Origin of the sequence: Vibrio rumoiensis 1S-45, from assembly GCF_000286955.2 — a bacterium.
Lineage (GTDB): Bacteria > Pseudomonadota > Gammaproteobacteria > Enterobacterales > Vibrionaceae > Vibrio > Vibrio rumoiensis_A.
Map to the genome: position 1 here is coordinate 59,264 of NZ_AJYK02000017.1, position 14,540 is coordinate 73,803.

General features: G+C 41.5%; 16 protein-coding genes. 3 read left to right on the plus strand and 13 right to left on the minus strand.

What is annotated here, in order from left to right:
• Window positions 1-25 precede the first annotated feature (25 nt).
• The 6 genes from hscB to trmJ all read right to left on the minus strand — a co-directional run bounded on the left by hscB (window position 26) and on the right by trmJ (window position 4,111).
• Window positions 26-541, minus strand: a complete 516-nt coding sequence (gene hscB / locus A1QC_RS02640) for a co-chaperone HscB (protein ID WP_017024461.1) — start codon at window positions 539-541, stop codon at window positions 26-28.
• 124 nt (window positions 542-665) lie between these two features.
• Window positions 666-989 carry an iron-sulfur cluster assembly protein IscA gene (gene iscA, locus A1QC_RS02645; protein ID WP_017024462.1) on the minus strand — a complete coding sequence of 108 codons (324 nt, stop codon included), beginning with the start codon at window positions 987-989 and terminating at the stop codon, window positions 666-668.
• 97 nt (window positions 990-1,086) lie between these two features.
• Entirely contained in the window at window positions 1,087-1,470 is a 384-nt protein-coding gene (gene iscU, locus A1QC_RS02650) for a Fe-S cluster assembly scaffold IscU (RefSeq protein ID WP_017024463.1), read from the minus strand.
• Between the two features lie 33 nt (window positions 1,471-1,503).
• Complete coding sequence (locus A1QC_RS02655; protein ID WP_017024464.1) at window positions 1,504-2,718, minus strand: IscS subfamily cysteine desulfurase; 1,215 nt, start codon at window positions 2,716-2,718, stop codon at window positions 1,504-1,506.
• A gap of 76 nt (window positions 2,719-2,794) precedes the next feature.
• Entirely contained in the window at window positions 2,795-3,277 is a 483-nt protein-coding gene (gene iscR, locus A1QC_RS02660) for a Fe-S cluster assembly transcriptional regulator IscR (protein WP_069575532.1), read from the minus strand.
• Window positions 3,278-3,379: 102 nt separating this feature from the next.
• Window positions 3,380-4,111 (minus strand): tRNA (cytosine(32)/uridine(32)-2'-O)-methyltransferase TrmJ, encoded by a 732-nt coding sequence (gene trmJ / locus A1QC_RS02665; RefSeq protein ID WP_026025734.1) that lies wholly within the window; start codon window positions 4,109-4,111, stop codon window positions 3,380-3,382.
• A 177-nt stretch (window positions 4,112-4,288) separates the two neighbouring features.
• Here trmJ and suhB point away from each other — a divergent pair, with 177 nt between their 5' ends.
• Complete coding sequence (gene suhB, locus A1QC_RS02670) at window positions 4,289-5,092, plus strand: inositol-1-monophosphatase (protein ID WP_017024467.1); 804 nt, start codon at window positions 4,289-4,291, stop codon at window positions 5,090-5,092.
• Between the two features lie 231 nt (window positions 5,093-5,323).
• On the opposite strand, the gene secF is transcribed toward suhB, so the two are convergent.
• From secF to A1QC_RS02700, 6 genes are all read right to left on the minus strand, one after another.
• A complete protein-coding gene (secF, locus tag A1QC_RS02675) occupies window positions 5,324-6,274 on the minus strand; it encodes a protein translocase subunit SecF (protein WP_017024468.1) in 951 nt (316 codons plus the stop codon).
• Window positions 6,275-6,283: 9 nt separating this feature from the next.
• Window positions 6,284-8,134 carry a protein translocase subunit SecD gene (gene secD, locus A1QC_RS02680; RefSeq protein ID WP_039836239.1) on the minus strand — a complete coding sequence of 617 codons (1,851 nt, stop codon included), beginning with the start codon at window positions 8,132-8,134 and terminating at the stop codon, window positions 6,284-6,286.
• A gap of 35 nt (window positions 8,135-8,169) precedes the next feature.
• Window positions 8,170-8,505, minus strand: a complete 336-nt coding sequence (yajC, locus tag A1QC_RS02685; RefSeq protein WP_017024470.1) for a preprotein translocase subunit YajC — start codon at window positions 8,503-8,505, stop codon at window positions 8,170-8,172.
• A 112-nt stretch (window positions 8,506-8,617) separates the two neighbouring features.
• Complete coding sequence (gene tgt, locus A1QC_RS02690; RefSeq protein ID WP_017024471.1) at window positions 8,618-9,763, minus strand: tRNA guanosine(34) transglycosylase Tgt; 1,146 nt, start codon at window positions 9,761-9,763, stop codon at window positions 8,618-8,620.
• A 79-nt stretch (window positions 9,764-9,842) separates the two neighbouring features.
• The gene (gene queA / locus A1QC_RS02695) at window positions 9,843-10,895 is read right to left on the minus strand and encodes a tRNA preQ1(34) S-adenosylmethionine ribosyltransferase-isomerase QueA (protein ID WP_017024472.1); all 1,053 of its coding nucleotides are present in this window, start codon (window positions 10,893-10,895) and stop codon (window positions 9,843-9,845) included.
• Between the two features lie 264 nt (window positions 10,896-11,159).
• Window positions 11,160-12,065, minus strand: coding sequence for a hydrogen peroxide-inducible genes activator (locus A1QC_RS02700; RefSeq protein ID WP_017024473.1), 906 nt, complete (start codon window positions 12,063-12,065; stop codon window positions 11,160-11,162).
• Between the two features lie 196 nt (window positions 12,066-12,261).
• On the opposite strand from A1QC_RS02700, the gene A1QC_RS02705 reads away from it, so the two are divergent.
• On the plus strand, window positions 12,262-12,873 hold the full coding sequence (locus tag A1QC_RS02705) for a peroxiredoxin C (protein WP_017024474.1): 612 nt from the start codon (window positions 12,262-12,264) through the stop codon (window positions 12,871-12,873).
• Window positions 12,874-13,063: 190 nt separating this feature from the next.
• Complete coding sequence (locus A1QC_RS02710; protein ID WP_017024475.1) at window positions 13,064-13,807, plus strand: copper homeostasis protein CutC; 744 nt, start codon at window positions 13,064-13,066, stop codon at window positions 13,805-13,807.
• Here A1QC_RS02710 and phoU read toward each other — a convergent pair whose 3' ends face one another.
• Window positions 13,808-14,506, minus strand: a complete 699-nt coding sequence (gene phoU, locus A1QC_RS02715) for a phosphate signaling complex protein PhoU (protein WP_017024476.1) — start codon at window positions 14,504-14,506, stop codon at window positions 13,808-13,810.
• Between the last annotated feature and the right edge of the window lie 34 nt (window positions 14,507-14,540).

Genomic DNA, 14,540 nt, shown 5'->3' on the forward strand with positions numbered 1-14,540 from the left:
TTATGAATCGGCTTTAATCGTCGCCTTATCCTAACAATTTGTCTTCTAGCTGCTCTATTTCATAACGTAATTTATTCACAAATTTAAGTTTGCGTACGCTATCTGCTGCGACATCCCATTGTTTGGCTACTAATTCAGATTGAAGACGCTTGAGATGCTCCTGATACATTCCTTGTACTTTATTATCAAAATCAAATAAAGCAGAGTCTGGATCAGAGGAATGAGGAATGTCTTCGATCGTTTCACGTAATTCCATCTGTTCCATTAAGAACTCAGGATCGCTCATGGTTTGTTGTTCTGCTCGAATATCCACACCTTGTATCAATAAGATGTATTCTGCGCGAGAGATTGGAGATTTTAAAGTTTGATAAGCATCGTTGATTTCAGCGGCTTTTTGAACTGCCAGTAAACGATCTCTTTCAGATGACGACGCAAATTTATCTGGGTGAAAGCGACGTTGAAGATCACGGAACTTTTCAGACAGCGTATTGCTATCCAGTTCAAACTGATTGGATAAGCCAAATAATTCAAAGTGGTTCATAGCGATTAGTGTCCGATATATTCATCGATTATGGAAAATAACCGAGTTTATTAAATGGCAATGGCACCCAATACCCAGATTTCATTAGGTATATTAGAGTGCCATCAATACCCAAAAGTAAAATTTAAACGTTGAAGCTTTCGCCGCAACCACATTCACCTTTTACATTTGGATTATTAAACCTGAAGCCTTCGTTTAAGCCTTCTTTGGCAAAATCAAGTTCGGTACCATCAAGGTACACTAAACTTTTAGGGTCAATAATCACTTTCACACCTTCATGTTCAAAGATTTGATCTTCTTCATTAAGCTGATCAACAAACTCGAGTACATACGCCATACCTGAACAGCCGGTGGTTCTTACGCCTAAACGAAGACCTAAGCCCTTGCCGCGGTTGTCTAAGAAACTTCTAACGCGATCCGCTGCCGCATCTGTCATGGTGATGGCCATACTTCAACCTTGTAGTTATCGGAAAAATCGATGTTTAAATGAAAATATTATACCTAAACAGCATAAGGGAAGGCATTACCCTCCCCTTATTTTGTTATTACTGCTGATGTTTCTTTTTGTAATCAGACACGGCAGCTTTAATTGCATCTTCTGCAAGAATTGAGCAGTGTACTTTTACTGGTGGTAGTGCAAGTTCTTCAGCGATTTCAGAGTTCTTAATTGAAGCCGCTTCGTCTAAGCTTTTACCTTTTACCCACTCAGTTACAAGTGAACTTGAGGCAATAGCAGAACCACAACCATACGTTTTGAATTTCGCATCTTCAATAATGCCTTCAGGTGATACTTTGATTTGCAGTTTCATTACGTCACCACAAGCTGGAGCACCCACCATACCACTACCGATAGAAGGATCTTCTTTATCGAAAGAACCAACGTTACGTGGGTTCTCATAATGTTCAATTACTTTTTCGCTATACGCCATAATCTATACCTCGAATTCTCGACTTCCTTGAGATTAGTGATGAGCCCACTCAACAGTGTTCAAATCAATCCCTTCTTTGTACATGTCCCATAGTGGTGACATGTCACGGAGTTTATCTACTGCTACGCGGATCTGTTCAACTGCGTAATCAATTTCTTCTGCTGTTGTAAAACGGCCAAATGAGAAACGAACTGAGCTATGCGCTAATTCATCATCAAGACCTAATGCGCGTAAAACGTATGAAGGTTCAAGGCTTGCAGATGTACATGCAGAACCTGAAGAAACAGCAAGATCTTTCAGTGCCATTAATAATGATTCACCTTCAACAAACGCAAAACTTACGTTGAGGTTATTTGGTAGACGTTGCTCCAAATCACCGTTGATTGTGACCGCTTCCATGTCTTTGATGCCATCTAATAGACGGTTACGTAACATTAGGGCGTGATCATAATCTTTTTGCATATCTTGTTTTGCAACAGCACATGCTTCGCCCATACCCACGATTTGGTGAGTTGGAAGCGTACCTGAGCGGAAACCACGCTCATGACCACCGCCGTGCATTTGCGCTTCAAGGCGAATACGTGGCTTACGACGAACGTAAAGCGCACCAATACCTTTAGGACCATAAATCTTATGAGCAGAAAGTGAAATCAAGTCAACTTTTAAGGCTTGAGTATCAATCGGTAACTTACCTGCTGATTGCGCAGCATCAACATGGAAAACCGTTTTATTGGCGCGACAAAGTTCACCAATCGCAGCGATATCTTGAATTACACCAATTTCGTTATTTACATGCATGATCGAAACTAAAACGGTATCGTCACGCAATGCGGCTTTGAATTTTTCGAGATCAATCAAACCATTACTTTCAGGCTCAAGATACGTTACTTCATAACCTTCACGTTCTAGTTGACGACAAGGATCCAGTACCGCTTTATGCTCTGTTTTACACGTAATGATGTGCTTACCTTGTTTCGCATAAAAGTGAGCAACACCTTTAATCGCAAGGTTATCTGACTCTGTCGCTCCAGAAGTAAATACGATTTCGCGAGGATCAGCGTTTAGAATGTCAGCAATTTGCTCACGAGCATGATCAACGGCTTCTTCTGCCTGCCAACCGAAACGGTGTGAACGCGATGCTGGATTACCAAAGGTGCCATCCATCGTCATAAATTGAACCATTTTTTCAGCGACACGTGGGTCGACCGGGCATGTCGCTGAATAGTCAAAATAAATAGGCAGTTTCATTCTTTACTCCAATGTAAAAGCTTGTTGCTCACTAAAAGGGCGAGCATGTATACCAGTAGTGCCTGCTTTGTCATGATTAGTTTGAAGCGTAACTCTTGTTACCAAAGCTATTGTTCACTACAAGTTCAATATTTTGACGCTCTGAAATATCAAGTACTTCGCTATTACGCATTAATTCACCAAGCGTAATACCATCTAAGAACTCGCTAATACGAGAACTGAGATCATGCCATAGCGTATGCGTTAAACAACGAACGCCACCTTGGCAATCCCCTTTGCCTTGACACTTTGTTGCGTCAACTGATTCATCAACTGCGGCTATAACAGAGCCGACCGCGATATCATCTGCGTCCAACCCTAAGCGATAACCACCGCCGGGACCACGTACACTCGCCACTAAGCCAGCTTTACGTAATCGAGAAAAAAGTTGTTCCAAGTAAGATAATGAAATCCCTTGGCGTTCTGAAATATCTGCTAACGGTACAGGCCCTTGATTTGAATGCAAAGCTACATCCAGCATGGCTGTTACCGCGTATCTTCCTTTTGATGTGAGTCTCATATCGCACCGTATCCACAGTAAGTATGTGGACACTATATTTTCATACCATAGTAATTTAGTCAAGTATTAAACCTACTAATTTAGTCAAGTATTCGCAAGTGCCTATTTTTTATCCGAAATCGACTTCTCAACTGAGGTTAAGATACCTCTTAACATATTCAATTCTTGCAATTCAGGTCTAGCGCGACTGAAAAGACGACGCAATTTATTCATCACTAAATTGGGTTTATCTTTAGCTATAAATTGGGTATCGAGGATGACATTTTCAAGGTGCTGATAAAACAATTCCAATTCTTTATGCCGAGGATACTCCTCTTCAACTGGAGCTGAATATTGTTGCGCTTCTTTTTCCAGCCAAGCCATACGTATTTCATAGCTTAAAGTCTGAACGGCCATAGCAAGATTTAATGAACTATATTCAGGGTTAGCGGGTATGCAAACATGATAATGACACTTTTGTAGTTCATCATTTGTTAAACCTGTTCTTTCACGGCCAAAGACTAAAGCTACTTTGCCTTTTTCAGCTTCTTGAATAAATTTAACGCCACACTCTCTTGGCTCCAACATCGGCCACTCAAGAGTGCGAGAGCGCGCACTTGAACCTACAACCAAAGCACAATCAGAAACAGCTTCTTCTAGGGTATCAACGATTTTTGCATGTTGGGCAACATCACCAGCACCAGAAGCTAAAGACATCGTCTGTTCATCAACCGAACATTGGGGAGAGACTAGAACCATTTCAGTTAAACCCATGACCTTCATCGCTCTCGCGGCAGATCCAATATTACCTGAATGGGATGTTCCCACTAAAATTACTTTTACATTATCTAACATGGTATTCATCGTTAACGTGAAAAATTGGCAGGATGATACCATAACTCAAAATAAAATGACCTTTTCCTTCCATTCTCAGATCAACAACTGAACAAAAAATAGACGCTTTCTATTTGGATAAACTCTGGTATACTGCTCGCCGCTTTTTCGTTCTTTAACATCCGTTGGGAAAACTATATGCATCCTATGCTAAATATTGCAATTCGTGCTGCACGAATGGCTGGCAATCATATTGCCAAATCTGCAGAAAATACTGACAAAATTGAAACAACTCAAAAAGGTCAGAATGACTTTGTCACTAATATCGACAAAGAAGCAGAACAACTGATTATTGATACCATCAAAAAATCTTACCCTGATCACTGCATCATTGGTGAAGAAAGCGGTTCTATTGACGGTAAAGATACAGATGTTCAATGGATCATTGACCCACTGGATGGCACTAATAACTTCGTGAAAGGCTTCCCACACTTTGCTGTTTCTATCGCGGTGCGTATGCGCGGTAAAACAGAAGTTGCTTGTGTATATGATCCTATCCGTAATGAACTATTCACAGCACAGCGCGGTTCTGGCGCACAGTTAAATAACGCTCGCCTTCGTATCAATCCTATTAAAGATTTGAACGGCGCAATTCTAGCGACTGGCTTCCCATTCAAGCAAAAACAACACGCTGAAAGCTTTGTTAAAATTGTTGGTGGATTATTCACAGAGTGTGCAGACTTCCGTCGTACTGGTTCAGCTGCTCTTGATTTATGCTACCTTGCTGCTGGCCGTGTTGATGGTTTCTTCGAGCTAGGATTAAAACCTTGGGATATCGCTGCAGGTGAACTGATTGCACGTGAAGCTGGCGCAATCTTAACAGACTTCTCTGGTGGTACTAACTACCTAGCATCAGGCAACCTTGTTGGTTCAAGTGCTCGTGGCGTGAAGAACATTCTTAAACACGTTCGTGAACATGCTAATGAAGGCATGATGAAATAATTCATCTCAACATCATTTGATAAAAAGCCCGTTGAAATATTCAGCGGGCTTTTTTATTTAAGGAATCAGAAACTTAGATACAGCTGTTCTCACTTTTCATTTCTCATAGCTCGACATTCAACTCAAAAATAACCATCATTCAAAATGATTAACTATTCGATAAACAGCCTTAAAAATAAAAAGGCTTTGAACCTAAATTCAAAGCCTTTCATTTTTATTAAAGATGACCTATTAAGGCATCATTGTATCTTGATCAGCACCTTCTTTCTCAATTTGAACTGGCATTAAATGCTCACGAGTCAAACCAAGTTTCAAGGCTAATGCAGACGCAACGTAAATCGATGAATACGTACCGACTGTAATACCCAACAGCAAGGCTAATGCAAAGCCATGAATGTTCGCACCACCTTGAGTAAACAATGCAATAACCACGAACAACGTAGTACCAGAGGTAATCAAGGTACGACTTAACGTTTGGGTAATTGAATGGTTCATTACTTCCCATGGTTCGCTATTACGAATTTTACGGAAGTTTTCACGGATACGGTCAAATACTACGATGGTATCATTCAATGAGTAACCGACTACCGTTAGCAAAGCGGCAACAATTGTTAAATCAATCTCGATTTGTAAGAAGGAGAATACACCTAAAGTAATCGTGACATCATGTGCTAATGCTAATACCGCACCAGCAGATAAACGCCATTCAAAACGCATAGATACGTACATCAAAATACAAAGTAGCGAAATTAGAATAGCTAAACCACCAGCTTCTGCTAATTCACCGCCCACATTCGGACCGACAAATTCAATACGCTTCAGCTCAACTTGGTCACCGCTTCCTTTTTTTAACGACTCTAAAACTTGGTTGCCAACCACTTCACCTTTAGTGCCTTCACGAGGGCGCATACGCACCATCACATCATGGGCTGAACCAAAGTTTTGGACTGTTGCATCGGCAAAGCCATCTTTTGCAAGCGCTTCACGTAGTACAGGTAAGTTCGCTGGTTGTTCAAACGAAACTTCAATTAACGTGCCACCGGTAAAATCCAAGCCCCAATTAAACCATTTGGTTGAAATTGTGAACAAAGACGCTGCGATCATGAGTCCAGAAAACACAAAGGCAAACTTAGACCAACGCATGAAGTCGATCGCTTGGCGAGCTTTCAATATTTGAAACATGACTATTCCTTAGATCGACAGTTTTTTCAGATTACGCTTGCCGCCATACATCAAATTGACCACACAACGTGTGCCAATGATGGCTGTAAACATAGAAGTTAAAATACCAATAGATAAAGTCACCGCAAAACCTTTAATTGCGCCAGTACCAACCGCAAACAAGATAATAGCTGTAATCAATGTCGTGATATTTGCATCGGCAATCGTACTAAAGGCATTAGCGTAACCTTGGTGAATCGCTTGTTGAGGACTGCGCCCTTCCGCTAGCTCTTCACGTATACGCTCAAATATCAGTACGTTCGCATCCACCGCCATACCGACCGTCAATACAATACCGGCAATACCGGGTAGCGTCATTGTCGCCCCTGGAATTAACGACATAATACCGATGATCAACACCAAGTTAACCACAAGTGCCATATTGGCAATCAGACCAAATGTACGGTAGTAAAGCAGAGTAAATAACATTACCGCGACTAAACCCCAAATACAGGCTTGCATACCTTTATCGATATTTTGCTGCCCCATTGATGGACCAATTGTACGCTCTTCAACAATAGAAATAGGCGCAATTAGAGCACCTGCACGCAATAGTAAAGCAAGGTTATGAGCTTCAGCTTGAGAATCGATACCGGTAATACGGAAGCTACGACCTAATGCAGACTGAATTGTCGCCTGATTAATCACTTCTTCGTGTTTAGTCAGTACAACTTTACCTTCAGCATTACGACGGCCACTGTCTTTGTATTCTGTGAATACGGTTGCCATCAACTTACCGATGTTTTTCTTAGAGAAGTCTGACATTTTACTGCCACCTTCACTGTCTAATGAAATGTTCACTTGTGGGCGACCATATTCATCTGCACTTGAACTTGCATCGGTGATGCTTGAGCCACCTAAAATCACACGTTTCTTCAATACAGCTGGGCGACCATCTTTATCAAACTTCACCTCACTGCCAGGTGGAACACGACCGTCAGCCGCAGCGGCCAAATCGGCTTTATCATCCACTTCGCGGAATTCAAGCGTTGCTGTCGCACCTAAAATTTCTTTTGCACGAGCGGTATCTTGAACGCCTGGCAATTCAACCACAATACGGCTTGCACCTTGGCGTTGAACCAATGGTTCTGCTACACCTAATTCATTTACACGGTTACGTAAAATCGTGATATTTTGCTCAACGGCATAATTACGAATTTCAAGTAAACGAGCGTCAGTAAACTTAGCAATAAGTGCGTTATTATTGCCTTCAGTGAAGGTCATATCACGGTGTTTATCAGCAAGAAGGCTTTTGGCTTTTTCTAATTGCTCTGCATTACGTAAAACAATTTCAACACCATCTTGATCTGTTGGACGAATGCCACGATAACGAATACGCTCATCGCGAAGTTCACTACGGAAAGATTCTTCTTGTTGGCCAACCAATTTATCCATCGCAGCATCCATATCCACTTCCATTAAGAAGTGAACACCACCACGTAAATCTAGACCTAGTTTCATCGGTGTTGCGCTAATGCTATCCATCCAAGCGGGAGTTGCTGGAGCTAGGTTTAAAGCAACAACAAAATCTTTACCCATTGCTTGAGTGATCAAATCACGCGCACTAATTTGTGCATCAGTATCTTTAAATCGAACAAGCACAGAGCCATTTTCTAAGGCCACTGAAGTTGGGTCGATATTCTTTTCTTTTAATACGGTATTAACAGTATCCAGTGTTGACATGTCAACTGAGGCGCCACGCGCCCCAGTGACTTGTACAGCTGGATCTTCACCGTAAAGATTTGGAAGCGCATACAGCGCACTGATGAGAATGACTGCAGCCACCATCAGATATTTCCATAACGGGTAACGGTTTAGCACAGCGAGTATCCTTTAGCTTTTATAGCTAGCTATAATTAAAGAGATTTAAGCGTACCTTTAGGTAGCACAGCCGTAACGAAGTCTTTTTTAATTGTAATTTCGTTATTTTCATTCAGTGCTAACAAAATGTAGTCATTGTCGTCTGAAACTTTAACAATTTTACCTACTAAGCCACCACTGGTAAGTACTTCGTCGCCTTTACCCATAGATGCCATTAAGTTTTTGTGCTCTTTTACACGTTTCGCTTGTGGGCGGTAAATCATGAAGTAAAAGATGACAGCAAACATGCCAAGCATGATGAACATTTCATAACCACCACCAGCAGAAGGACCAGCAGCTGAAGCGTGTGCTTGAGAAATAAATAAGCTCATTAAAACATTTCCTTTTCTATAATTTAATAATTGGTTTAATAATTGGGTTTCGCTTTCCCTTTTTCAAGGTAAAGCGAGAACTTAACTCACTCACAAAGTTAAGAATTTCAGCTTATTGTGCGCTGCTTCTTATTTCTTTTTGTAGTGGTGGCACTTCGCGATCACGTCGTGCATAAAACTCTTGTACAAATTCATCAAAACGATCTTCATCGATTGCTTTACGAATACTAGCCATCAAACGTTGGTAATAACGTAAGTTATGAATGGTATTTAGGCGTGCACCTAAAATTTCATTACAGCGATCAAGATGATGCAAATACGACTTTGAATAATTCTTACAAGTGTAACAGTCACAATGTGGATCGAGAGGTGATGTGTCCGTTTTATGTGATGCATTACGGATCTTAACCACGCCACCTGTCACAAACAGATGCCCGTTACGCGCGTTACGTGTCGGCATTACACAGTCGAACATATCAATACCACGGCGTACACCTTCAACTAAATCTTCCGGTTTGCCAACCCCCATTAAGTAACGAGGTTTGTCTTCCGGCAGTTGAGGGCAAGTATGTTCAAGCATATGATGCATATCTTCTTTTGGCTCACCAACGGCAAGTCCACCAACCGCATAACCATCAAAACCAATTTCAGTTAGGCCTTTGACCGATACATCACGTAAATCGCCATACACACCACCTTGGACGATGCCAAATAGTGAGTTCGGGTTTTCTAATTTATCAAAATGGTCACGGCTCCGTTGTGCCCAACGCAATGACATTTCCATCGATTTCTTAGCTTCTTCATGAGTCGCAGGGTATGGCGTACACTCATCAAAGATCATCACGATATCAGAACCAAGATCTTTTTGGATTTCCATCGATTTTTCAGCATCCATAAAGATGCGATCACCATTGACTGGATTACGGAAATGAACCCCTTCTTCCGTAATCTTACGCATAGCGCCTAGACTAAAGACTTGGAAACCACCTGAGTCGGTCAAAATTGGGCCATGCCAATTCATAAAGTCATGCAAATCACCATGCAACTTCATGATTTCTTGACCAGGGCGAAGCCATAAGTGGAAAGTGTTACCAAGCAGTATTTCCGCTCCAGTATCTTTTACTTCTTCAGGCGTCATGCCTTTAACAGTACCGTAAGTACCTACAGGCATAAATGCGGGCGTTTCAACAGAGCCTCGTTTGAACGTTAAACGTCCGCGACGAGCTACACCATCTTTTTTAATTAGTTCGTATTCCACGAAACCTCCAAAATGTCGGAAAAACAGTCCAACGGAAATCTAAACTCGCTTATCGAGTTTCGAGTAACGAGATTCGTAATCACGAGTCTCGTTTAGTTACAAACATCGCATCCCCATAACTAAAGAAGCGATATTCTTTATTTACTGCGTGCTGATAAGCTGCCATGACGTTCTCATAGCCGGCAAAAGCACTCACTAACATAATCAGTGTTGATTCAGGTAAGTGGAAATTAGTGATCAAAACATCGATCAATTGATACTCATAACCTGGGTAGATGAAGATTTCAGTATCACCAAAAAATGGCGCAAGTTCAGTGCCTTTTTGCTTGGCATCTTGCGCTGCACTTTCTAAAGAGCGAACCGATGTCGTGCCAACAGCAATAACTCGACCACCTCGGGCTTTAGTTGCGGCAATCGCATCCACCACTTCTTGTGGAACTTCCACATACTCTGAATGCATGTGATGGTCATTAATGTCGTCCACTCGAACCGGTTGAAATGTTCCTGCGCCAACGTGCAAGGTCACATAAGCAAATTCCACACCTTTGGCCTTGATCTTATCTAAAAGTTCATTATCAAAGTGTAGCCCCGCAGTCGGTGCAGCTACTGCTCCCGGCTTTTCATTATAGACGGTTTGATAGCGTTCTTTATCCGCATCTTCATCTGGGCGATCAATATAAGGAGGAAGCGGCATGTGCCCGACATCATTCAATACATCCAATACACTTTTATCTGAATCAAAGCGTATTTCAAATAAAGCATCATGGCGAGCCACCATAACGGCTTTAAACTCATCATTTTCACCTAAAAAAAGTTCATTGCCCGGTTTTGGAGATTTTGATGCTCTCACATGTGCAAGAATGCTTTTGTCATCAATAACACGCTCAACTAACACTTCAATTTTGCCACCAGACGCTTTGCGCCCAAAGACTCTCGCGGGGATCACTCTGGTATTATTAAATACAACCAAATCGCCCTCTTGGACTAAATCAAGCACATCGGTAAATTGTCCATCCTTCAATTCACCAGTGTTTCCATTTAACTGAAGTAAACGGCTCGCGGTGCGTTGCGGCTGAGGATAACGAGCGATAAGCTCATCAGGAAGGTCAAAATCAAAATCAGATACTTGCATGAAGGGTCACTTTCTTAAGGCTAAACAATAAATACGTACAAAAATAGCGGTATATAAATTCAGCGCTAGTATAGGCTTACCGCCAGTAATATCAAGAATTGATAGCATGTTCGAGTAGATTTACATCAACATACAGGGTTCTAATTATCATCGTCTTACATCGTTATGAATAGAAAATAAACGGATACAACAACCGGCTGTTTAGCTCACCGTTATAATCCGTTATCAAACACCTAAAAACTGACCACTGAAATAACAAACCAATCAGAGTAATCCTTTGACCACGCCAGAAAGCATTTCAAAGGTATCGGTTCGGTTCGAGCTAGGACGCCAAACTAACCCTATTTCTCGATAAGCATTTTTACCTGGCGGTTCAACCACCACTAAATTTTGATTATCAAGTAAACCATGATCAATCGCCATTTGAGGAATAAAGGTCGTCCCTAGTCCATTTGCCACCATTTGTACAAGAGTATGCAAACTGGTCGCTGAGAAGGGATTTATTTTTTCTTTTTTGGTCAACCGACAAGCTGACACCGCATGTTCCGTTAAACAATGCTCATTTTCTAATAAAAATACCGACTCATCGGGCAAGTCATCATAACGAATCGGAGTTCGTATTTCATTGGCTTGTTGGCGACTGATCACCATTCTAAAAGGATCTTGCCCAACAATTCGACATTCCATACCATCGATTTCAACCGGCATTGCCAAGATCAATACATCCAAATCACCATTACGCAGGGCTTTTAATAAATTACTGGTGGTGGCTTCTCGTAGCAATAACGTTAATTGTGGAAACCGTAAGTTAATCTCTTGCACCAAATTACCTAGTAAAAAAGGCGCAATGGTTGGAATACACCCCACCCTTAACTGCCCTTGCATGTTACCGCCTTGGCATAAAGATCCTAATTCTAATAAGTCTTGGCTTTTCGCAAGTAACTCTCGGCCTTGCTTCACCACTTTTTCACCAGCCAATGTAAAAACAAGCGCACTTCGTTTGTCTTTCTTTTCGTACAATGGGCAACCAATGAGCTCTTCAAGATTTTGAATACCTTTACTTAAAGTCGATTGGCTGACAAAGCAACGCTCCGCAGCTTCGCTAAAATGTCGCGTTTCATATAAGGTCACGACATAATGTAATTGTTTTAAACTAGGCCACTTGGTCATATTAAATTTCTATGATTTCCAGTTAGAATTACGATGAGATCACAAAATAACAATAATCGTTTTTTTCGATTAAGTTAATCGGTTTAATTCGCTTTTTTTCATACTATAACTTGTACTATAGTTTGTCTCGTTAAAACATACTCACGCAAAGACGCATGGGTATTTATATATCAAAGCCAAATTTAGGAGCAACAAAATGGTATTAGTAGGTCGTCAAGCCCCAGATTTCACAGCTGCAGCAGTTTTAGGTAACGGTGAAATTGTTGATGCATTCAACTTTACAGAGTTCACTAAAGGCAAAAAAGCGGTAGTTTTCTTCTACCCTCTAGATTTCACATTTGTTTGCCCATCTGAACTGATCGCTTTCGACAAGCGTTTTGAAGATTTCCAAGCGAAAGGCGTTGAAGTAATCGGTGTTTCTATCGATTCACAATTCTCTCACAACGCATGGCGTAACACTGCTATCGCTGATGGCGGTATCGGTCAAGTTAAATACCCACTGGTTGCTGATGTTAAGCACGAAATCGTTAAAGCTTACGATGTTGAGCACCCAGAAGCTGGCGTTGCTTTCCGTGGTTCTTTCCTAATCGACGAAGATGGTGTTGTTCGTCACCAAGTAGTGAACGACCTTCCACTAGGTCGTAACATTGACGATATGCTACGTATGGTTGACGCACTAAACTTCCACCAGAAGAATGGCGAAGTATGTCCAGCACAATGGGAAGAAGGTAAAGCAGGTATGGATGCATCGCCAACAGGTGTTGCTGCATTCTTATCTGAGCACTCAGATGACCTAGGCAAGAAATAATCTAACCTAGATATTCTCAAAAAAGCCCACTTCGCGTGGGCTTTTTTATGTTTGTAGAATACAAAACAAGCAATATCAATACCTTGAAGCCCTATTCTTCCTGACTTATATACCTTCATGATCACCATCATTTTTATTTCCCTCCTTATCTTCTACAATAGTGTTTTCATTTTTAGTGCCAAGAGGCCGCATGACAATTCAATTGGAAGTCTGTATTGATAATTTAGAGTCCCTTCACCTTGCTATTTCCGGTGGCGCTACTCGCATTGAACTGTGTTCATCCCTAGCCCTTGGGGGATTAACACCAAGCTATGGTTTCATGAAAAAATCCGCTGAGCTCTCAAGCGTGCCGGTTTATGCGATGATCCGTCCTCGCCAAGGTGATTTTCTTTACAGCACAGAAGATATTGAATCCATGATCGAAGATATCCACATGGCGAAACAAGCGGGTTTACAAGGTGTGGTATTTGGGACTTTAAACCCACAAGGCAATATTGATATGCAAGCCGCTCAATCTTTAATGAAGGCAGCTGGGGAGTTAGGTGTTACGTTTCATCGTGCCATTGATCAATGCAGTGATTATGCTCAAGCAATAGAAGATATTGCAGCATTAGGCTGTGAACGTATTTTAACTTCAGGGCTGGCTAGCACTGCGGAGCAAGGTACCGATGTTATTGCCGATATGGTGAAATTGGCCAAGGGACGCTTTTCAATTATGGCAGGTGCGGGCGTGAATATTGATAATGCAGCAAACATCATTAAACACACCGGAGTTAATGAAGTCCATTTGTCTGGAAAGACGACTCGACCAAGCCACATGCAAGTACTTGCTGACAGCGCCAAAATGGGTTCAGACTCTGTAGATGACTTTGCTATTCCTGTGACTAACCCCAAGATTATCCAAGCAGTTAAACACGCAATTACAACCTGTTAATCACTCGTTAAGAAGCGACTGCAAATATTCTGGATCGTGACGTACATCTTTGCCTTTCACGAAGTAGATGATGTACTCACAAATATTTTGACAACGATCACCGACTCTTTCTATCGCTTGAGCACAAGAAATTATTTGCATCACTTTAGGTACAGAACTAGGGTCATCCATCATAAACTTCATGGTTTGATTCAGCACTTTTTTATACTCCGCATCCAACTCATCATCCATGTGATAAACCTTAGCAGCAGCTTGAACATCCATACGAGCAAAAGCGTCTAATACTTGGTGCAACATATGAACAGCCATGCGACCAAACGCTTCAACCAACACAATCAAGCTATCTTGTTTTGCTGGAAATTGCTCTTGCGCCACGTAGGCAATTTTAGTTGCGACATCACCAATACGTTCTAAATCGGTAATGGTTTTGATGATCGCCATGATTAAGCGCAGATCTTTTGCTGTGGGTTGGCGTTTAGCAATAATGCGAGTACAAGCCTCATCGATCGCCACTTCCATCTGATTTACTTTGTTCTCGTTACGATTGACCTTACTCGCCAATTGAGAATCGTGCTTATACAACGCGTGCAATGCCAATGAAATTTGCTCTTCAACCATGCCGCCCATCGCAAGAACATGAGTCCTTATCGATTCAAGTTCAACGTTAAACTGCCCTGAGATATGACGACCTAATTGCATACTATTTCCTTTTAAACCCAATTGACCAAACAGT